The following is a 21782-nucleotide window of genomic DNA, read 5'->3' as shown; positions in this document are numbered from 1 at the left end:
CCGGACGGGAGTCAATCCCCGTCAGGGTGTGTTCTGTCTGATTACATCATTTCGAGGGCGGCGATAGCTTTGTCACCACAGGCCTCATCCTGCCCGCGGGCCACAGCCTGCTCCCAGAAAGGCCGGTTAATTTCTTTACCGAGACCGTCAAGGGTGCAGAGAAGTTCTCTGGCAGAGGCAGGCAGCGGTGGAATATCACCGTCCCTGAGAAAACAGACAAACCAGCCATAGGCTGTGCCGGCGCTAATGATGGCTTCTTCCGGATACGTCAGTTCATTCGGTTCATCCCGGTCCGTATGAAGGCCGAGACGCTGAAATGCCCTGATGCTCAGAAGTTCGCTCTCAAGCAGGCAAAGCCAGCTGAGCGTGTCCAGAGGTGTTTTGAGTGTGTAAAAGTCTGCGTACATGGGTATATCCTCAGTTAAGTAACGGGATATCCCCTCCGACGGAGAGATATCCCCGTCAGGGTTCACAACATTTGCCGTCTGAAATTTTCAGCCTTTCAGTTCAGTGCATATCACAAAACGATAGCGCAGGTGTGCCAGATGCTGTGCCTGACGGCAGGCATAACGGTATGCGTTCCGGCGACCTGTCATTCCCTCAGGAAAGGAAACTGGCAGACGGTGAAACACATACTCAGCGCGGTGGCACCCGGTACGGACGGTAAGAAAGACCTTAACGCCCTGGTCTTTGACGGAGGTGATATGCGCACGAACGGCATAATTGCCCGAGCCGTTGACATACCAGCCGCTGTTGCGGCGCAGATAAAAGAGAGATTTTAATCTCCGCACAGCTGCGTCAGCAGACTGCTGAAGTTGCGTAAGAAGGTGTTCAGGGAAAACCGCAGAAGAGATGACAGACATGATGTTTCTCCATAAAAAAAGGAAACACCTGCCCGAACGGGAAGTGTTTCCCGTCGGGGAGTCAGAAAAAACGACATTCTGACTGTCTGGTTAGTACAGAAGGAACCTTTATCGTCGCGTCATAGTGCGCTTAAATTGACGATATCTGCTTTCAAAGGTGTGCAGAGTTACCAATGTTTTGCCCCTTTTCAGGTTACAGGAGCTTTTGTTGTAGCCACCCGAAGGCGATTCTCACAGGCTACTGAATCATTGGTGGTTGCAAAAGCAACGTATAAGCCTGTTCATTTTCAAAACAAAACGCAGATCTGTCAAGCTGCAGATAATCTTGTGTACTGAATCATACATCAAGTATTGGATGAGATTTATACTTTACTATCCCTCAACCATCTCAGGAAGATGATCATGGAACTCATTACCCGCCTTGTTTATATCGATACATCTGCCTATGAACGAAAGCATTTTCAGTTTGGCTTATACATTCTTGAAAAACTGGAGAATTTTGCATCAGATGATAAAGTGCGCATACTTGTTACTGATATCACACGCAGAGAAATTGAATTACATATTCGTAAAAACACTGAGGAAGCCTTAAAAGAACTTATTAAATTTCAGAAAACTTATGCCCCAATACTGAGAACTACTCCGGCGCATGTACCAACAGAGATATTCGTAAAACCAGATGCAGAAGCTGTAATCAGCGATGCACTTGCCAGTTTCAAACAGTTTCTTGAATGCGGGGGAGTTGAAGAAATAAGCGTAAAAAATATCAATCCTCTTTTGGTATTCGAGAAGTATTTCACTAATGCACCTCCGTTCGATCAGCCCGGAAAGAAAAAAGAGTTTCCGGATGCTTTTACGCTTGAGGCCGTAAATGAGATAGCTGAAAAACGTACGCATAAAGTTTACATTGTTAGTGAAGATAAAGACCTTATATCGGCTTCAGAAAAAAATGAAAGTTTTATCCATTTAAACAGCATCCAGACATTAGTCGACCTCCTGATTCGTAATGATAAAGACTTAGAGGACATGGCTTCTTTTGCAGATGGTGTTTTTGATAAACTACGTGACAGCATCACTGAACGTATAAAAGAATACCTTAGTGAAATGGAGTGCATTCCCGAAGGGGCCGACTATCATGATATTGAGATAGGAGAGTTAGAGATTACAGACGTTGCTTTATCCTCCCCAAAACTCACTGATGTTAACAGGGATTCAGCAAGCTATGAACTTTCTGTTAAAGTGTCTATTAATGCTGACCTTCACTATCCAGATTATGAGCGCTCCCCCTGGGATCCAGAAGATAAAGCATATGCTTTTGTATTTGAATCAATATCAAATTTTATTTTCCATCAGACACTCGGATTAAATATCGATATCGGCTTTCACGATGGCATAAAAGAAAATGCTGAAATAACAGATTTTCAGTTTGATGACAGTCACATTATTCTGGATGCAGATAAAGGAACTTTGGTAAGTCAAACTGATAATTTTTTTGATGATGATAATGACATGGGATTTGAATAACGCTACAAATGATTTTTTCTACAATTATAATTTTAGCAACAACACTGTAGCACTCAGTATGCTACAGTGTTTATCACGTCTTGATTTAACTAAATCGCTTAATCAATCGGACACATCTCCCCTGAAATAAACTTGTTTTATATAGCGTCCTCTTCCATCTCCATGCCCCAGATCCATTGAAACAAGTGCCTCGGCTTCCTCACGGCTCATTCCATTTTTAATATGGTGATTTACAGCATCGCCGGAGTAAGCGTAACGTAAACTGTGCGGCGCATTTTTACCATTCATTCCTGCCTCTCTTACAATATTACGGTAGCGATCAATAGCGGTATGCAGAGAGGGTTTATCAATCAGTTTTCCGTTATGTTCACTGACATAACTAATTGCCTTGTCAAGAATTGATAAAACTTTTTCGCGATTAAAAACTGTCGTTTCCCTTGGACGTCCGCCTTTAGTCCCGAAAACAACACGGACACGCTCATGATTATTAATCAGTGCCTGCCTCCATGTTTTTAGAGACTTTGCAGACTGAACGGTTTCTTCTGTTCTCAATCCGAGATATCGGGAAAGTTGCACGGCAAGAGCAACGCCTTCATCTTTTCTTTGGGCAAAACTGACCACCGCATTAAGTTTTTCATGTGTAATAGGAAGTTTAGTTCCATCCCGGTTAGCACCAGAAATCCCGAGCGCCTGATTACTCAGGTTAAGGTGACCGGGATCGGCCAGTTTATTTCTTCCAGCCGATAATAAAACTGAACGGATAGCCGACATCTCATTCTGTAACGTCCTTAGAGATAAATTGTCTGCCTTTCTGCTCTCTATATACTTTTCAATATGGGAAGCTTTAATATGTTTTACGTCCCTGATCTGAATATTCAGTTCAGACAGTCGTTCAGAAAAACGTTCTGCAATTCTTGAACGGTCAGCTACCGTTTTATAACTTCCCCGCCCCTGGCGAGCCAGCGTGACGAGTTGCTTGCACAGCTGTTTACTGAATCTGGACATTTCACTCTCTCCAAAGGCATACACGTTCCTCTGCTTGTAAAGAAGCAGACGGATCTGTAGACCAGCAATTCATTCCCCGACGACACGGTTGCTTTTGCGCTTCCTGCGTCTCGACTGGTATCTGTGCATCGGGGCGGCGAATTGTTGAGTTCTTGCGAGGCACCCCAGATCTCTGATCTGTTTGCTGCTTATGCAGAGCTGACTTACGTCAAGCTGCCTCCAACACTACTGCTCGTAGTGTCGCCATCGATACCGAGTCGATTTCCTCCTTACTGATAATTGAACGTTCAGACGGCCTCCCGTCGTGCTTACGTTGATGTGAAAGTGATTTTAAAACCGTACTGACACGGGCTACATGTTGGTCAGATGGTAGTAAAACGTTGAAAACCACGTCGTACGTGGGTTGAGACGTTATGCGCTGCGCGCGTCACTTGGTAGTGTCTCCGCCACTTCACAAGTGACGCCGCGCAGTTTCGTGCTCCTAATGCAACACCGTAAGCGGCCAAATGTACCAAATGGCCTTATACGTCGGTGCAAAAGTCGTACGAAACTCAGGGCGTATCACCGCAAAAGAGAAGACGTTGAACTGATACCGTTCACAGAACGGAAGTGAATTGAAACTGGCAGATTTGCTACGCAGTAAACCTTCATCGCCGCGTCATAGTGCGCTTGCATAGACGATATCTGCTTTCAAAGGTGAGCAGATTTGCCACATTTTTCATGTACTCTCTTTCAGGCCAGGAGAGTTTTATTTTGCAGTCACCCGAAGGCGTTCCTCACAGACTGCCGGAACATTGGTGGTCGCAGCTTAGGTGCGACTGTAGCCACCCGAAGGCGCTCATCACAGGCTACAAGAGCATTGGTGGTCGCCAGTGCGACAGTACAACAATTTGATAGTACCAACAGGAAAAAACGACGTCAAATGGATGTAGACACCGTTTTTTTTGGTGATTACCATGTAGTTTTCTCCGTTAAAAGTGGTTGATATGGATATTTCAAAGCAGCGACTTCTGATCCTGATTTTCGGATTATCTAACTTTCTCTTTTTTTATTTACTCTTAACCTCTATTGATTTAAATATATTTTTAATGAGCAGACTTAACTTCTCAATACTACATTTGCAGATAGTTAAACCTCTAATCATGATTTTAATATTTTTATCCATAGCTCATTTATTGAATAGCACCTCGAATTATCAAGGATTAAGCTGGGGAAAACTCAGTAAGCAGTCATTTGTTTTTCTTGCCCTCATAATTATTTCTTACGCTGCTTCATACTACCTTACGCCGAAAGAACCCTTCGTTACAGATTTTACTAAAGGTCTGTCACACGAAATGGCAGCTGTAAAAATCGCAGCCACTATTTTTATTTTCCCACTCCTGGAGGAACTGGTTTTCAGAGGAATTATTCTGAGTTCTTTTTTAAACGCTTTTGGTGAAAAGGCGGGCTATATTATCGGCGGATTGACTGTTTCTGTTTTGTTTGCAGTTATACACACACAGTACTCATTCCCTACCAAAATCCAAATGTTTGCACTTTCATTAATTTTCTGTGGAGCAAGATATCAAAGCAGAGGGCTTCTTTTACCAATTTTATTGCATGCTTTTTGTATCGCGCTTGGCCTCTACATTGAATTAAAATAAAAAAATGGTAGTTATCATTAACACATAATGATAACTACCATTTCCCGATAAAATATCACTCACCAATAGCCACGGAATGAATTTCCTTCATTAATTTCTGTACGCCAGATCCCGATAGCCTTTCTGAAGATGCCGATGAATATGTTATAAGAAGTTTACTCCCACTCCCGTTTTTTTCAATTTCCACATCTAAATGATCGTTATCATTCCAGTCAGAGCCCATTTTATAATAGCTACCAGGCATTGCCTCCCAAACTGGATGTGCATCATCTTCAGCGGCCGCTTTCCATGCCCCGTCATTAGAGCTATTCCTCAAACTATCCAGCTCCTGGCTTGATATGAACTTGTAATGTCTTTTGATTCTGGCAGCAGCAGTATCTACATCGACAGCTACAGTATAACTCTTAGACTTGGATTCTTTTTTTAATGACTGAGGTAAATGCATAGGTGTCGTGACATCAGCTGATGGGTTAGGGTTTCCCCTCAAAGAGCTCATTATACCTGAAGCACTATCACTTATTTTCTTATTTGTATCTGCTATTTCCTACATGCTACAGGCTGTAACAAGAGCAGGAATTATTAAAATGGCGGTAAAACTCCTCACGTTCCAAATCCTCCAAACACATTTACTAAAAAAGCGGACAAAGAAAAAGTACGCTTGCCTTATTCTACATGTAACAAACGGTAAACCCTGCCGTATAGAGTTTATAATGTCAATGGTTCGGTTTCGAGAAAATTTCAAAAAGGAGATTACCTTACTCTGACAATATCATCCAATCTGGTTGTAAAAGCTGGCGAAAGTCTTTCTCTTCGCATCTTCCAGCCTATGGAATCACTTTTAACCCCCTGCCCTGCAAACCAGACTGAACCCTTACCAGAGTTGTTAATGCTGTCTATGAGTGTCATTAATTCATCGCTATTACGATGAGGCTGAAGGTCATCGAACAGGGTAAGTTGTGATACTGCCGCGCTGCGAAAATCGGTGAGAATTACACCTGCGCGTTGATAACGATGCCCCGGGATGAATATTGTATCAAGAGCTCTTACAGCCGCCTTGATGATATCCCGGGAATCCCGGGCCGGAACAGCAAGCTCCGTTACAGCCTGATTTTTATAGAACGACTCATTCTCTGCAAAGGGACTGGTACTGATGAAAACCGCTACCCGTTTGCAGAACTGGTGCTCAGCACGTAGCTTTTCAGCTGCACGTTCGGCATGAGCGCAGACGGCCTGATGAATGCTGACTTTATCTGTAGGTTTTTCTCCAAAAGAGCGGGAGCATATGATTTGCTCCTTGGGTGCTGTGAACTCTTCAAGGGCCAAGCAGGGCGTGCCGTTGAGCTCTCTTACTGTTCGTTCAACAACCACAGAAAATTGCTTACGTATAAATGAAGGAGAAAGCTCAGACAGCTGGAGTGCATTGTTAATCCCCATCAACTGCAATTTTTTACCGAGCCTTCGCCCAATTCCCCATACCTCTTCTACTGGCACCAAAGCCATCAACTTTCGCTGTCGCCCTATATTGCTGAGGTCCACTACTCCTCGCGTAGCTGGCCAGCGTTTACTTGCATATTGCGCCAGTTTCGCCAGCGTTTTAGTCGGACCTATCCCTACCCCAACAGTCAGGTGAGTCCTGAGCCTGATCTGATCACGTATCTGATGACCAAAGGCATCAAGTGATACAAGATTGCTTACTCCCCTAAGATCGCAAAAAGCTTCATCAATACTGTATATCTCTACGAGGGGGGTTAACATCTGCAAAATAGTCATCACTCTGTCAGACATGTCCGCATACAGGCTATAATTACTGGAGAAGGCAACAACTCCTCTTCTTTCCGCCTCGCGGCCAACCTTGAACCAGCGGTCACCCATTTTTAATCCAAGTGACTTCGCAGCTGCTGAACGGGCTATTATGCAGCCATCATTGTATCTGAATGCCACTAACAGTTAGTAGCGCTTAAGTGCATGATTTAGATATTAATTCAATTGCTAACTTTTTTGTGTTAGTTCTCGGAGGGATGCTCTAGTTAGCAAGTTATAAATAGGTGAATACTCAGTCACCGTCCGCTGTGTGCCAGAAGCGGACGTTGTTCCTCGCAACATTATGTTTTAATCACAAAGGAGCAGGTCACAATTGATAGTGGAATGCATATTTTATATATGCCGTTACAATAAACTCTTAACTTAACTAAAGTGAGCAATAAAAATGGGCATGAAATTTACTGTGGGTGATTTGCGAAATGAGCTGTCAGGGCTCTCAGATGAAACCGAGCTTAGCTTTGACGGAGGGCTTACTTTTGGCCGGCTTAAGCGATGGGGTGATGATCACTTTGTACTTCTGTTTGCTGAGTCACAAGCTGCCGTAAGCGAAGATTTCAAGAGAAAAAATGATAATATCTTGGTGAGCTTCTGCAAGCTTGATACTTTCGACGAGGTTTGATGAGGACGAGCTTGCTGGCCTGTATAAGGTCAGAAAGCTATCTCGCGGCCCCTAACAATCTAATTCATTAGTTTTAATCTATTTGATTGAACTTGTAAATATGTGACACTATTAAATAACAGCTCCGAAATACATCTCATTACTGCGGGGGGGGGTATGAAATTTAGAAAAGTAAAAAACACACCAGATAAGTCAGAAAAAAACATGGTTTACCTAGTTAAAGATAACTGGAATGACTGGTTTTACTGGGAAACTCTTTTTACTATGTTTTATAGTGATGATACGGGTGAATTATACAAAATTGGTTACACAAAAATAGCTAGCAAAGGTATGAAGGAGTCATCTGCACTTTCAGCGGATGAAAAGGGACAGCCTTTTAACACACCTAATTTACCTGAGGAATTCACTTCATTAGATGAGAGCTTTTTCTCTCTAGGGCAGAGCGAGAACTTTTATGAAACTCTCAATCAGATCTCAAGAAATATAAGAATTGAAATATTAAGGGGCATTAGGGATTGTGCTTATGATTTGGAAATTTATGAAAATTACAAATCGCATCCTGCCATGAACCAGTCTCTTTTAAGGGATGTCAGTGAAAGGAATATTAAAGAATCCTTGCACGCAATAGCTTATGAAGAAGATCACAATAAGCCTTTTAACTTCTCATATCTTTTCCCAAACAGAGATGCCAATGAGAAGGAAATAAGATTGGAGTTTAGCGTCAATAATAAGGACATTCCACCGAGCAATATCCAGGCTGTAATTGGCAGAAACGGAGTAGGGAAAACCACCTTATTTTCAGGATTTATTAAAGGTGTGATAAAACTTAACACAGACAATGAAAACTCTGTTGGCTCACTTCAAGTAAAGGAAGGTATCGAGTGGGGAGATAACAGTACCTATTTTAACTCTCTCAACTTATGTTCATATAGTCCGTTTGATAGATTTGGTCCTGTAGGGCAGAATATACTACCCTCTGGCGTTAAATATCAGTATATAGGCTTGATGGTACTAGACCTGAGAGGGAATGATAAAGAACAAAAACTAAGACCGAAAAGTTCAGATGAACTGTATGTAGAATTTTGCAGTAGTATGCAGGAATGTTTAGTAGGAGTACGAAGGAAAAGATGGGAGGAATGTCTAAATATTTTAGAGAATGACCCTCTTTTTTCTGAAGCAGGTGTATCGAAACTCGCGCAATTCGAGGATAAAGACTATCCCAAGGACTGGAGAGAGATTGTAAAAACGTTTTTAAACAAGTTGAGCTCAGGTCATCTGGTTACTCTACTTAGTATCACTAAATTAGTTGAGGTAACAGAAGACAGATCCTTAACTCTCATTGACGAACCAGAGGCTCACCTGCACCCTCCATTGATTTCTGCTTATATCCGAGCTGTATCACATCTTATGAGTGAAAGAAACGGCGTAGCGATTGTCGCTACGCACTCTCCGGTAGTTCTTCAGGAGGTTCGCTCTGACTGTGTATGGATATTAAACAGGACAGGTAAGTACGTCAGTGCTGACCGGCCGCAAATTGAGACGTTTGGGGAAAATGTCGGGACTTTGACACGTGAAGTATTCAGCCATGAAGTTGTGAATACTGGTTTTTATAAAATGATAGCGGATGCCAGTAAAACCTTCTCTACATTTGATGAAGTAAACAATTACTTTAGTAATAGGTTAGGTGCAGAAGCACGAGCCTTAGCCCGGTCCCTGATAAATAAGAAAAAAAGGGATAGCTATGATTAATATAAGCAAACCAACAATTAATGATATAAACATAATTAGAAACTGTGCTTTAGCTTACACTGATGTTTTATTAGCACAGGAATTGATGGACGCAATTCCATATTTCACACAGATTTATCATGACTATGATCGTTTGATGACTGCCAGTACGGGCTATACGATCCCACGCTCACAGGCAAATGGAAATCTAGATGCTGATTACATGAAAGCACTCTATACCAAACAACTTGTTGGAAAAACAGGCAGCTGCCGAGATGACTATGATAGAATTCTGGCTTCGGCACCAAGAAAAAAGTGTCCTATGTGTTCGGAAAGCATAGTAACAGCCCTGGACCATCATATGCCTAAATCAACTTATTTTCTTTATTCTGTTTTCCCAAAAAACCTTGTGCCTATCTGCTCCAGATGTAACGAAGCAAAAAAACATACAATGCCAAACCAACTAAATAAACAATTCATTCATCCTTATTATGATGACTTTTCACAAGAACAATGGTTTGAAGTTAGATTCACAAACTTGAACCCTATTGAGTTGACTTACGTATGTAAAGATAATCGTCACTTAGGAAACGGTGCAAACGAAAAACTTAAAAGCCATTTCAGTCGCTTAAAATTAGATGAGCTTTATTCTTCAAATGCCATAGTCAGATTAGAGGACTTGAAAAATAACTTCCAGCCGCTTCTGGAAATAAATGATTGGGATTCGGTTTATGAGGAGCTTATTGATCAACAAAGTATGGTTAGTCGTCGCCCTGACTCTTGGGAGTATGCGTTATTTAGCAAGTTAATTAACGAGAGATGGTATATAGAAGGTGGGTTTTCACATATTTAATATAATTGTCTATTTATAACAATTTGATGTGCGATAAGAGTGAATAAAAATAATCATTTTAAGTAATTAGATTATTAAAGTAACGCAATACTTCTAGCTAGCGTCATCTGACACCCGGTCAGGTGACCAGCTCCCCGTTGATTAACACGCAGCAGTGTTAGTAATGCGACTTTTAGACTGCGAGATCAACTGCGAACTTCCGCTTTTCGCTCACAACGGACCTTCGACCGTTAGCTGTCCTCTCTGTGCCAAGAGAGGACATCAATCATCCCCAACTGCCCCAATAAAAGTTATTTTTTACCATTGTGGATAGGAAAGCACTCCAAAAGCCGTCATTTAGGGCATGGTTGCTGTGCGTTACGCCCGTCCAGCATTATTTACACGCTGCCAAATATGCTACAAAAACAAAAAAACCGCCCCAATGGGGCGGCCAGAACCGCAAAGCTTTGACTTTATTTTGTCAGGTCATTGCTGATTGTTTTCTGAGAGACACCTAGTCTGTCAGCTATCGCCGTTTGCGAGAGACCCGTATCTCTAAGTCGTCGGGCTTCATCCCGGCGTTCTTCTATACTCCCAGGCACAAATACTGACATTGAGCCTTCGGAGAACCCATTATTGCCATTATATTTTTCAACACGAACGTGCTGTCCGTCTGTCGTTGTAGCAGTAATAGTGGTATGACCTGGTTTTTGAGTAATAGTGTAATCTCTCAGTTCGCCGGTCCCGAGATTGAGATTCGCCATCAAATTTTCAACCTTGATCACTGGTGGTGCTGGCAGCGGTTTGGCTGGGAGAGTGCTGCGTGGTTTAGTACCTTTTGCCATAATCATCTACTCCAAAGCGAGAAATTACTGAGTAATTCTAGTATTTACTAGTAATTTTATTATTGCAAGAACATATTGGTTTATTGGAAAAACCAGAAACTTCCCTAGTTAACAGCGCCCTTTGTGTCTGTTCGGTAACCGAAATGTCATTTCTGTTCTAAGCATCACGTCCGCATCTCGCTCATAAGGTACAACCATACTCAAATCTCCCACATTGCAGGAGATTTGAGTATGAACACGTCACCGTGGAATAAAGACCGTATCATAGGCCAAAAAAGACCACTTCAGATATCTCATATCTGGGGGATTCGAATCCGGCTTGAACTGGAAGGTAAAACGCGTGATTTAGCTCTGTTCAATATGGCCTTAGACAGTAAGCTACGAGGCTGCGATCTGGTGAGCCTCAAAGTATCTGATGTTGCATATGGTAGCTCGGTTTCAAGCAGAGCTACGGTGCTGCAACAGAAAACCGGTAGCCCTGTGCAATTTGAGATAACCAAAGGGACAAGAGAAGCTGTTGCTGCATTGATAAAGCTTGGCAATTTGCACAGCAAAGACTTCTTGTTTCGGTCTCGGATCGGAACTAACCGGCACATATCAACCCGACAATACAGCCGAATTTTTCATGGGTGGGTAGAAAAGCTTGGTCTCGAAGCTTCGCTTTACAGCACACATTCCATGAGAAGAACAAAACCTTACTTGATATACAAGAAAACCAAGAATCTCCGGGTGATCCAACTTCTGTTGGGCCATAAGAAACTGGAAAGCACAGTCCGTTATCTGGGCATCGAAGTCGATGATGCGTTAGAGATATCTGAATCGATTGAAGTCTAAGGTTGTCAGGGCTGCAACAGCAGCCCTGTGCCAGAAGCAGACATTGTTGAATTAGTTACAATTAATCACAGTGAAACAGAGATTGTGGATACGGAGAAGGGCCGTATCGTGCAAAACAATCGAACCAAGCTTTAGCTTTTGTCAGTAGGAAAATTAGCATCAAGCCAACTAGTAACTTCACAATCGAGCAATGCCCTTGCCTCCTATCAAATAAAGGCTTATCTAGTTTAATTAATCTACAAATGGTAAAACGTAACGTATTGCAAAAAGCTAAGGGTTGGTTAAAGTATGTACATACAGCGCGTGCAGATTGAAGAGGGTTTTCTGGATGGTCTTGATGTCCAATTCACATCAGGTCTTAATGCCATAATTGGAGCAAGGGGAACTGGAAAAACTTCACTAATTGAGATTATAAGATTCTGTTTAGATGCAACCAGCACAACAATCGAGACTACAAGACGTAGTAGAGATCACGCACTTTCAGTATTGGGTTCAGGGCAAGTCACAGTTACTCTTGTAGATGGTGACGATACTATTCTAGTGAGTCGGACCGCTAGCGATCCCATCCCTAGGGCTACAACTCTTTTTACAAAACCAGTTATTTTTTCTCAAACAGAAATTGAAACTGTTGGACTTGAAGCGTCGGGACGATTGAAATTAATTGACGGCTTCGTTAAATTTAATTCCGATACAGAGTTGCAAGAGCGAGAGTTAATTGCTGAATGTAGAAACCTAACACTACAGATCGAAGCAAGCAGGCGAGAAATTGATGAACTCGAACAAACTCAAAATTCCCTCCCTGCATTGAAAGATGAGTTGAGATCTGTAATTCAAGCCGAAGAGAATGTTTCTAAAACCTCAGATTTACTAAAACAAAAAACAGATTCACTTTCAAAGCAAACTATAAGTATATCTAGCACAAGTGGAATTCTTGAGCAGGTTTCTAGAATTAAGAATAGCGTGGCTGCCTGGAGTCATGAAGTTAAAAAAGGAATTGATAGTGCACCTTTAGACTCATCCAACTTTGACGGAAGTACAAAACTATTATTAAGTCCAGTGATAGGCAAGATTGAAAATATCAAAACCAATTTAACAAATGAACTTAATGAAGTTTTAAAAGTATACTCGGAGTTGGAGTCAGCATTCAATAGCTTCAGTTCAAGCAAAATAACAATGGAGGATCAGGCTCGTCAATTAAGGCAGGAAATAGAAAGTATTCAGTCAGGTTCAGGAAGCATCCTCAGAAGAGGGCAAGAACTAAGAGAGAATATTGCTAAACTGGAGTCTGTTAGCTCATTCCTAACCACCATGAAAAACTCTCTTAACCAGTTAATAGATATGAGAGCTGAATCACTTGATAAAATTGATAAAATTCGTGCCGAAAGATTCTCCGCTCGCCTAGCAGCTGCAGAACAGTTAAATAAGATAGTATATCCTAACATAAAAGTTTCGGTATACCGAAACGGACAATATAAGACTTTTTCATCTGCTATTTCCGAAATTTTGAGAGGAAGCGGAATACGTTATGCTGATGTAGCAGAATCGATAGCCAAGAACATCAGTCCTCGTGCATTGCTAGAAGCTGTCGATAAATTTGATGTCGAACTTATCAAATATGCTGCAAATATCAATACTGATAGAGCATCCCGTATTCTTTCTCACTTAAAAAACTGTGAGCTTGGTGATATCTGTACTATTAACATAGATGATGATATTTCTTTACAGTTGCTAGATGGGACTGACTACAAAGATATTGCTGAACTTTCTACTGGTCAACGATGTACAGTTGTGTTACCGCTCATACTTTCTCACATGAATCGAATGTTGATAGTAGATCAGCCTGAAGATCATATTGACAATGCATTTATAGCAGAAACTCTAATTAAAGTAATTCTTTCAAGGGGCGACCAAGGACAAATTATATTCTCAACCCACAATCCAAATATTCCAGTGCTTGGGGATGCAGATCTGGTCCTTCACTTAGGTTCCGATGGGCGAAGGGGATTCCGCTTATGCTCTGGTCCATTGGATGAGATTAATGTAGTAAACGCAATAAGCACTGTAATGGAAGGGGGGGCTAAAGCCTTTAGCCAGCGAGCTAAATTTTATGGGGAGCGGATTAAATAATGACTCGCGAGGAAGCCTTGATTGCCCTAACAAGTGAAAATTCCCATGAAAAATTTAAGGCAATTCGAGAGCTTGAGCGTTTAGCACTTGAAACAGACATTCAAGATTTATTAAGGATCAAAGCATCAGAATCTGATACTTACCTAATCAGAGGAATAGAGCGCTTGATTCGAAACCTACACTCCAATAATTCTATTGAGGACACTGAACCCGATATTATACCACATGAAGTGAGAAAAAAATTGCGAGCAGAAGCGATTGAATGGGTTGCCGGGCTGTTATTACATGAGATAGGCTCTAAACTAGGGCTTTTGGCTAGCGCAATTTCTAATGAATTACCCAACTATGCTGTATCACGCACAAGAACACGTATTGAACATCTTCAGGATACTTTTGATGGAATTGAAGAACTGAAGAAGGCAACATCTGTTCCCCAACCTATTGATATGGATCTACCTACGTTAATAAAAGATATTGTTGAATTGGAGAGGACTGATAAGGACATTGATGTGTCATTTGTTGGCCGAACTCCATTAGTTATATTCTGCGATAGAGGGTTGTTAAGACTAGCCCTTTGTAATGGCATAAAAAATGCCATTGAGGCTGCAATATCTCTTTCAAATGAAGATAGAAGAGCTTCAGTTATAATTAGTTGGGGGCAAACAGACCGAGATACGTGGATTAGTGTGATTGACAATGGACCTGGGCTACCTATTAATTCAGCGCATTCATTCACTCTAGGTGAAACAAGTAAGTCTGGACACTTAGGCTTTGGTTTGGGAATAGTAAGTCAGGCAATTGAAACCTTGCATGGCAAAGTCGAGCTCCGAAATTCTGAGTCAGAAGGAGCTGTTTTTGAATTAAGATGGAGCTTTAAATCATGAATATACTTATTGTTGAAGATGATGCTAGTTTTGCAGAAGAAATAAAATTCCGAGTTGACTCATTATGTCGTGAACCATTATATACTGTTGCAGAGAGCTATGAAGATGCTTCATTGTTAATTGAGTCTGAATTTTTTGATATGATATTTTTGGATTTAAGAATTCCAACTGTTAAAGGAAAAATGGATAGCGACCCTCAACATGGTCGAAATTTATTGGATGTAGCTATCTCTCATGCTCCTGGGACGCCAGTTTTCATGCTTACAGGTTCATCCGCCGAATCGTTTCTTCCAGAAATGATGGAACTTAGCCATCAAGTCGATGTGTGGGGACACGGGAAAGCGCTTCCTTTAATAGGATTTCATCCAAAACATAGACTAAACTCTCTTGATGAAAAAATAAGGCATTATTTCGAAGCTTTCGACTCGGTAAGCGAAGTTGAGCTCAATCCATCGTGTGAGTTAAAGATTTCCACCACAAGACTAATTAAAATATTTACAGCATTAGTTGGTGGTGTATATTGCAATGTGGAAAGAATTGGTGGAGGTCTATCAGACGCGTCAGTTTATAAAATTGGAGTAGATGATGGTTCTGGGAAGAGAATTCATAATTCAATCGCTAAAATAGGCCTCCCATCTAATATAAACGATGAAGTCGAAAGACACGATAGATTTATATCAAGGCTAGAATCCTTTGCAACACCAAGAAAGGTTGCTGTTTTAGCCCATGGGGCTAAAAAAACATCAGGGGTTTTCTATAGCTTAGCGACAGCTTCTGAACTAAACGGCTTTTCATTCATAAATCGGAGTTCCACCGTTATCATTGAAAGGTTGAAAAGCATACTGGAGCGCTGGACTAACTCTGCACCACAACGCCGAACAACTGTAAAAGAAATCAGAGAAACATTCATTAAAGATAATGACTTCCAGGCGATATCAGGTTTAATTGAACATGATTGGATAGAGAGGTTTGAAACTAACTTTATTCAAGTAAAGTGGGGGTGTGTTCATGGGGATTTACATGGTCTCAATGTACTGGTTTCACCGGACGAAAAACCAGTTTTAATTGACTATGGAGACGTGGGAGAGCGAGCATTAAGTACAGATCCAATAACATTCGAGCTTAGTACTTTTTTCCACCCCGAAGGTCCTTTAAAAGATAATGACTGGCCTAATTCTAATACAGCCCTCAATTGGGGCCAGCCTGATTTCGTTGATGAACAATGCCCTTCACCTGATTTCTTCAATAATTGCAGAGTATGGGCGGAAACTGTATCTGTCGGAAAACGTGAGCGCGCGGCTGTAGCTTACGGTTACTTGGTTCGACAACTAAAATACCCGGGCTGTAATGTTGAAAGAGTAAACACTCTCCTTGCTGGGGTAAAAAGACTTTTTGATACCGTTTGATATTATGAATATTAGCTTATAACTATGGCTGAATTACCAAGCCATAGTTAGCTAAAAAATAGGAGGTTGTGAAGATTTTAGATGGCATTAATTACTACTGAGCAATAAAAGCATCATAAAAATTATAAATATGCTTCTAGTAGAGCTGGCATAAAGTATAAATTTCCATGCGTCAATAATGAAAGATTGGACCAGAAATGGTCAGCTAGTGTGCTATTAATAAATTTCGACCTACTCCCATCTATTTATAATACCATAATCCCATTCTAAAACAATTACGAATGTCCGCTTCTCGCTCGTAGCGGTCCTTGCCACGACTGTATGTCCGCTTAGTGCCAGAAGCAGACGTTAATAACATTGTGATATGTTACTTGATGGGGAGCAGGTCAGTTGCTGATGCCTGAATCAGAGTAGCCGGTTGACGCTGAGAAAATTGACCGCATCAGCCGTCTTCCCCTTACAGAGGCAGAGCAGCTGATTAAACCAATAAAGGCTAAAGGGGCAAAGCTGACCATCTCCGGCATCGTGGATCTGTCTGAGCTGGTCGTCAGCTAGGGCGGCATGCCCAGAATCTTGTTTGAGTCCGTTCAGGAGATGCTGCTTTAAGTAGCCCTGCAGGCAGCGTGGGACGGCTAAGAAACCCTTCGTGAAAGGCAACGGCAAGGCATGGAGCTGACAAAGGCCTCAGGTAAGTACAAAGGGCGCAGGCCGGAAGCCAAAACGTACGAACGCATCATTGCGTTTGGCGAGGCCGGTATGTAAATTGCGCGCGCAGCGACTCTTGCGGGATGCTGTGTGAACCAGGTAAAGCGCATATGGGGCACCTACAGGGCTCAGAAATCCGGTCAGTAGCGGTATAAGTTAATGCAGGAAGTCATATTAACATTGTCCAGGGCGCCATAAATTCACGACGTTATTAGGTCATACCCTACATAACACTGAACTAAACCAACAGGGAACAGATATCCGCGTACCCTGTAATGAAACTGTCGCCCGCCACAACTGTACTAGCGGGCGGGTATTTTCAGCTAAATAATTCTTCAATAAATTCGTCGAATGAATCAGCAACAGTGACAAGCTCCTTTTCATCCATAAGAAAAACGAAAACCTCACCGAAAGAATCCCCCTCTTTCAGTGACAACAGGAAACAGTTCCCCCCCTCATCATGAGCAAAGGGCACCATTTTTCTTAATTCACCAAAACATTTCGTTAGATCGTTATAAAGCTGCTCTATAGGTAGTTCGCCGTACTTAATGGGGTTGAATCCTCCAAGCATAAAAAAATTACCGTCTTCATTATTGAGAGGGTACCCACCATTGTTTTCCAGATAAAAATCCTGAAATGATGGGGGAAGTAGATTGTCAAAAAGCGCATTGAAGGACGCCATTTCCTCTCTTGTAAGCTTCTGTTCTGAATCTGAAAGATACATCAGCAATTTTCTCCTGCAGTTTTATGTACCCTTTTCCGGGCCGGGAAAGTATAAGCCCTGCCTGTAGCGGCCTTGTACTGGCTAGCTCCGCCAACGTGACTGATACCTTGATGTGCGTTTCTTTTAACAAGCTGCATAGTGCCGGTGTTAGTCTCAGGATTATAATCGTCAAGATGATGCCAAGTGTAGCCACTGGGTGTTGTTTTCTGGTTAAGGCCTGCTTTGTAGTTAGCCACCTCAAAGTCTTTCAGATAATCACCAGTATATTCAATAGGCACAATGGGATTAACACCTTCCCTGAGGTTATACAGAGCGTTACTGCCTGAATAATCAAGCCCGCCTGCCGGTGTCTTAACCACTCCCGTGTAGCCGCGACCTTCCAGTTCTGCTATGGGATCATAAGCGAGCCCCAGAGGATCGATACAGGTGAGGGGATTGGGGGCATACTGATACAGGTTCCAGCCGCCAGCTAGCCCTATCGGGTCCTGCACAATGAATCGGCCTGTATGCGGGTCATAATACCGGAACAGGTTGTAATGCAGTCCTGTTTCCGCGTCCGCATACTGCCCTGCATAGCGAAGCGGCTGATGTGAAAGAGACGGCTGTGACGACATGCGGTAAAAGCCTTCTGTCTGACGTCTTACCACACCGAAGCTACCGTACTGCCCGCTCCAGCTTAGCTTCCCTGCCGCATCCGTCAGTTCAAGCGGCGCACCGTTCAGGTCGGTGCTGAACCACAGTACAGCGCCCCGTGTTTCTTCCTGCTGATGGTCAATGCGCGCCAGTGGGCTCCAGGTTTCCGCAGGATCATAGACGTAAGAGCAGCACGTTCCGTTCGGGGTTTGCTCCTGCAACAGGTGCCATCCCTGCCAGAGGAAGCGGGTATCACTGGTGCCGTGGCTGGTGGTGACCGTCTTGCGGATGCGCCTGCCGAGCGCGTCATAATGGTAGTGCGCTTCAAAGCGTCCCTGCGGCCCCGTTCCGCGGGCAGAAAGAAGACGGTTTTCGGCATCATAGGTATAGTGCTGCTCATACAGCCCGCTGCGCCTGCGGGTCAGGTTGCCCCACGCATCGTACTGCATAAACAGGCTCTGCCAGTGCTGCAGGCGGTTGTCTGTGACCGGCTCATCGTTCGCAGCCAGGTTATCGGCGGCATCATACGTAAAGAGCGCACTGCTGTTGCCCTGGCGGGACTCATAATGCTTCAGCAGGCGGCCTTCAGCATCGTAACCGTAATTCACTTCGCCGCGCAGGGTGTCGCTGACGCCTGCCAGCTCGCCACGACCGGTGTAACGGTACAGGCGTTCCTGTATCGCCTGCTCCGGCAGGGCCACCTCCGTGATAAGTGCGCTGCGTTGCGCGGTACGTCTGCCGAGGCTGTCATAGCTTCGGGACTGTTCGCGTGCGCCCTGGGTGCGGGTCACTTCCCGGTGCAGACGGTCGCGGGTGAATTCAGTGATCAGCTGCGACCCGAAGCGGATGGCGCTGACGTGACCGGAGCCGTAGTGCAGCCAGGAGAGCTGCTGCCCGCCGGGGAGGGTCAGATTCGTCAGATTGTTCAGCGCATCCCATGCATAGCTGAGTTCGCCGTTAACACCCGACTCGCTTACCAGGCGACCTGCCGCATCGCGGGTGAAGGCGATGTCATCGGATTCAATGCCCAGGGCAATACCTTCGGCAGTCGGGGTGCGCCGGATACGGGTGACCTGACCGTTCGGGTCGTGGTCATAGCGGTACTCCGCATGGCGGGTAGCGCGTCCGGTCAGCAGACCACTTTCATCATAACTGAAGGTTCGTATACGCCGGGCGATGCCGCCATCGACGGCAGGCCTGCCGTTTTCATGCAGTTCGCTGAGGAATCCACGGCTGTCCCACATCATCTGGCGCGACGTGTCGTCCGGGCGGGTTTCGCTGAGCGGACGGCCTGCGGCGTCGTATGTAAAGCGGTATTCTCCGCCGTTGCCGTTTTCGAGTCTGAGCAGGTTGCCGCGCGGGTCGTAATGCCAGCGTCGGGTGCGCCCGATGCGGTCGGTGACGCTCACCGGCAGGCCGAGCGGGCTATAGTCCCAGCGCACCTCGCTCTCCAGCGGGTCGCGCCAGGCGGCAAGCTGACCGCGTGCGTTCCAGTGTAAGGTTTCGCGGCTGCCGTCCGGGCGGATAACAGCAGAAAGTTGGCCCGCGCTGTTCCATTCGCGGCGGGTGATATTCCTTTCGGCGTCCTCGCTGCTGATGAGCTGCCCGAATCTGTCATAGCTGAAACGCGTGACGCTACCGGAGCAGTCGGTGCGGCCTGTCAGCAGTCCCTGACGGCTCCATGCCAGCCGCACCACTCCGCCTGTCGCATCGGTGATGCTGTCCGGTAAAGGTTCTTCATCATCCGGGTAGTGGTAAGTGGTCCGGTTGCCTGCGGCGTCGGTTTCCGAAATCAGTCGTCCCTGCAGGTCATACAGGCTCTGCTCTGTCGTGCCGTCCGGGTAGACTGTGCGCGTGATACGGTTTGTTAGCCGGTACCAGTAATATTCCGTCCGCCGCCCGGCCGGGTCCGTCTCCCGGACCATGCGCCCGTACCTGTCCCACCGGCTCTGGCGCAGGGCACCGCCCGGCAGGATGACATCACACAGTTCGCCGTCGCGGTAAATAAAGGCTGTCTTGCGGCCATCGAAGTCGGTGAAGGCGGCGACGTTGTCATCGTCATCAGTCAGCCAGTGCGCCTGTGCCCCGTCGTCACGGATGGCCCGGCGGGTGCCGTTGTCAAAATCATACTCAAAAGTTAACTGCTCACCGCCGCTGTGGCGGAAAGCCGTCACGCGCGGCAGACCGGCAATCTCCTGCCAGCGGTATTCGCTTATCAGGCCCTTTGCATCCTCGTGGGCGCACATCAGGCCATCCTGCCAGCGAAAACGCCTGCGCGCGTTACCGCCCCGGCCGGTCACTGAGACCAGCTGGCCCTGTTCGTCATAAGCGTAACTGACCAGGCAAATCTCATCCTCCAGCCAGGCGCCGGCAAGGCGGTTGCCCTCATAGCGGCAGACCACGCGCTGCCCGGCGCTGTCCGTCAGGGCATGCAGGGTGAGGTTATCGTTCCACTCCAGGAGGATATCGGTGCCGCAGGGTTCAGAGATGCGCTGCAGCAGGGAGGGTTTATCGCTATCAAGCGGGGCGTAGTGCCAGCGCTCGCCGCTGATGTCATACACCGACCAGGTGTCGTCCTGATGGTGCTCAAGCCAGCGCTTTTCGGCTTCGCAGTAGGTCCGGTAACCCTTTGGCACCTGCGGAAAGGAGACGTAATCCCCGGTCGGAGCCCGCCATACCAGCCCCTCCTGGTAACGCTCCAGACGGCTCTCCCAGAAGAGGCTCCAGCCGCGACCGAGCACGCTGTCGCCGGGGTTACCGCTGCGCCAGTAACGCTGCCAGCGCACCGGCAGACGCGACGGCAGGACGAAATCCAGCTCGTCGTCGCCGCTGAGAAACTTCTGCCCGCTGACGATATCCACCGGGCGGGCGATAATTCCTCCCGCCGCGATGGCGGTCAGCATCGCGCCGAAGCGGCAGGCGATGCGACCGATTTTGCTGATACCCGGCAGTTTCGACAACAGTTTACCCACCGCGCCGACCTTGCTGGCCGCGCCACCCCAGCCGCCAGCCAGCCCGGCAAACAGCAGGGTCAGGTCTGAAATCTTGTACAGCACTTCGGGGACTTCCGGGGTAATTGACAGGGTCTGCTCCGGGTCGCCACCAATACGAACGTTGCCGGAGCCGGTCATCACCTTAGCATCACAGGTGGTGCGGTCCCCGGTACGGGCGGCAGGCAGGCCATTAATGTAAACACGCGAGGAGCCGTCCGCCATCTGCTGCGAGCCGTCGTCGTCGCACTCCACCGTGCTGTCTGTGGCGATGGCGGCAGGCTTACCGTTGATAAAGACGTCAGGAGAGCCGGTGGTGATGACGCCTTTCTTCGTCATGTTCGCCGCCATACCTTCGGCAATGCCGTCGCGCACGCCGGTCGCCACCTCCCCGGCGAGAAAGCCGACTGCGAGGCTGGCACCGATAAGCAGTACACCGATGCCAAAACAGGAGGCGCCGATACCTGCGACCATCAGCGCACCGGCCGCGATGCCGCCCAGTGCCGCAATCGCGCCGCCGACAAGGGTGCCAAGGATCATCCCGGCCAGCGCGCCGGAATGGCCTGTATCATCACCGGCACGCGCGGCTTCAAACATAA

Annotated in this window: 16 protein-coding genes and 1 pseudogene; 9 read left to right on the top strand and 8 right to left on the bottom strand. The window is 45.6% G+C overall.

Annotation, left to right across the window (positions count from 1 at the left end):
- Positions 1 to 41 precede the first annotated feature (41 nt).
- Positions 42 to 407, bottom strand: coding sequence for a hypothetical protein (locus HF650_RS02405; protein ID WP_187801027.1), 366 nt, complete (start codon positions 405 to 407; stop codon positions 42 to 44).
- 87 nt (positions 408 to 494) lie between these two features.
- On the bottom strand, positions 495 to 863 hold the full coding sequence (locus HF650_RS02400; protein WP_187801026.1) for a hypothetical protein: 369 nt from the start codon (positions 861 to 863) through the stop codon (positions 495 to 497).
- A 402-nt stretch (positions 864 to 1265) separates the two neighbouring features.
- Here HF650_RS02400 and HF650_RS25185 point away from each other — a divergent pair, with 402 nt between their 5' ends.
- Positions 1266 to 2387, top strand: a complete 1122-nt coding sequence (locus tag HF650_RS25185) for a PIN domain-containing protein (protein ID WP_223284267.1) — start codon at positions 1266 to 1268, stop codon at positions 2385 to 2387.
- 102 nt (positions 2388 to 2489) lie between these two features.
- On the opposite strand, the gene HF650_RS02390 is transcribed toward HF650_RS25185, so the two are convergent.
- Positions 2490 to 3392: an integrase domain-containing protein gene (locus HF650_RS02390; RefSeq protein ID WP_187801025.1), complete on the bottom strand. Its 903-nt coding sequence runs from the start codon at positions 3390 to 3392 to the stop codon at positions 2490 to 2492.
- A 986-nt stretch (positions 3393 to 4378) separates the two neighbouring features.
- Here HF650_RS02390 and HF650_RS02385 point away from each other — a divergent pair.
- Positions 4379 to 5035: a type II CAAX endopeptidase family protein gene (locus HF650_RS02385; protein WP_187802590.1), complete on the top strand. Its 657-nt coding sequence runs from the start codon at positions 4379 to 4381 to the stop codon at positions 5033 to 5035.
- A gap of 55 nt (positions 5036 to 5090) precedes the next feature.
- On the opposite strand, the gene HF650_RS02380 is transcribed toward HF650_RS02385, so the two are convergent.
- Together HF650_RS02380 and umuC are read right to left on the bottom strand one after the other, a co-directional pair.
- Positions 5091 to 5480, bottom strand: a complete 390-nt coding sequence (locus HF650_RS02380) for a hypothetical protein (protein ID WP_346014249.1) — start codon at positions 5478 to 5480, stop codon at positions 5091 to 5093.
- Positions 5481 to 5785: 305 nt separating this feature from the next.
- A pseudogene (gene umuC / locus HF650_RS02375) lies at positions 5786 to 6961 on the bottom strand (translesion error-prone DNA polymerase V subunit UmuC); the annotation flags it as partial.
- Positions 6962 to 7241: 280 nt separating this feature from the next.
- Here umuC and HF650_RS02370 point away from each other — a divergent pair.
- From HF650_RS02370 to HF650_RS02360, 3 genes are all read left to right on the top strand, one after another.
- The gene (locus tag HF650_RS02370) at positions 7242 to 7475 is read left to right on the top strand and encodes a hypothetical protein (RefSeq protein ID WP_187801024.1); all 234 of its coding nucleotides are present in this window, start codon (positions 7242 to 7244) and stop codon (positions 7473 to 7475) included.
- Between the two features lie 156 nt (positions 7476 to 7631).
- Positions 7632 to 9224, top strand: a complete 1593-nt coding sequence (locus HF650_RS02365) for an AAA family ATPase (protein WP_187801023.1) — start codon at positions 7632 to 7634, stop codon at positions 9222 to 9224.
- Positions 9217 to 10056 (top strand): hypothetical protein, encoded by an 840-nt coding sequence (locus tag HF650_RS02360; protein ID WP_187801022.1) that lies wholly within the window; start codon positions 9217 to 9219, stop codon positions 10054 to 10056. The genes HF650_RS02365 and HF650_RS02360 overlap by 8 nt, the downstream gene beginning before the upstream one ends.
- Positions 10057 to 10508: 452 nt before the next feature.
- Here the strand turns inward: HF650_RS02360 and HF650_RS02355 are convergent, their stop codons facing one another.
- Entirely contained in the window at positions 10509 to 10880 is a 372-nt protein-coding gene (locus HF650_RS02355) for a helix-turn-helix domain-containing protein (protein WP_160279928.1), read from the bottom strand.
- A 231-nt stretch (positions 10881 to 11111) separates the two neighbouring features.
- Here HF650_RS02355 and HF650_RS02350 point away from each other — a divergent pair, with 231 nt between their 5' ends.
- From HF650_RS02350 to HF650_RS02335, 4 genes are all read left to right on the top strand, one after another.
- The gene (locus tag HF650_RS02350) at positions 11112 to 11714 is read left to right on the top strand and encodes a site-specific integrase (RefSeq protein ID WP_024906933.1); all 603 of its coding nucleotides are present in this window, start codon (positions 11112 to 11114) and stop codon (positions 11712 to 11714) included.
- A gap of 288 nt (positions 11715 to 12002) precedes the next feature.
- Positions 12003 to 13841, top strand: a complete 1839-nt coding sequence (locus tag HF650_RS02345; RefSeq protein ID WP_187801021.1) for an AAA family ATPase — start codon at positions 12003 to 12005, stop codon at positions 13839 to 13841.
- Positions 13841 to 14725: a HAMP domain-containing sensor histidine kinase gene (locus HF650_RS02340; RefSeq protein WP_187801020.1), complete on the top strand. Its 885-nt coding sequence runs from the start codon at positions 13841 to 13843 to the stop codon at positions 14723 to 14725. Before HF650_RS02345 ends, HF650_RS02340 begins: the two co-directional genes overlap by 1 nt.
- Complete coding sequence (locus HF650_RS02335) at positions 14722 to 16131, top strand: hypothetical protein (RefSeq protein ID WP_187801019.1); 1410 nt, start codon at positions 14722 to 14724, stop codon at positions 16129 to 16131. The genes HF650_RS02340 and HF650_RS02335 overlap by 4 nt, the downstream gene beginning before the upstream one ends.
- 1024 nt (positions 16132 to 17155) lie before the next feature.
- Here HF650_RS02335 and HF650_RS02330 read toward each other — a convergent pair.
- Both HF650_RS02330 and HF650_RS02325 read right to left on the bottom strand, forming a co-directional pair.
- Positions 17156 to 17560 carry an SMI1/KNR4 family protein gene (locus HF650_RS02330; protein WP_187801018.1) on the bottom strand — a complete coding sequence of 135 codons (405 nt, stop codon included), beginning with the start codon at positions 17558 to 17560 and terminating at the stop codon, positions 17156 to 17158.
- Positions 17560 to 21780 carry an RHS repeat-associated core domain-containing protein gene (locus HF650_RS02325; protein WP_187801017.1) on the bottom strand — a complete coding sequence of 1407 codons (4221 nt, stop codon included), beginning with the start codon at positions 21778 to 21780 and terminating at the stop codon, positions 17560 to 17562. Before HF650_RS02325 ends, HF650_RS02330 begins: the two co-directional genes overlap by 1 nt.
- Positions 21781 to 21782: the final 2 nt, after the last annotated feature.

This window comes from Kosakonia sp. SMBL-WEM22 (genome assembly GCF_014490785.1).
GTDB lineage: Bacteria > Pseudomonadota > Gammaproteobacteria > Enterobacterales > Enterobacteriaceae > Kosakonia.
The sequence above is the reverse complement of the archived record's forward strand: the minus strand, read 5'-3'. Positions and strand labels throughout refer to the sequence as shown.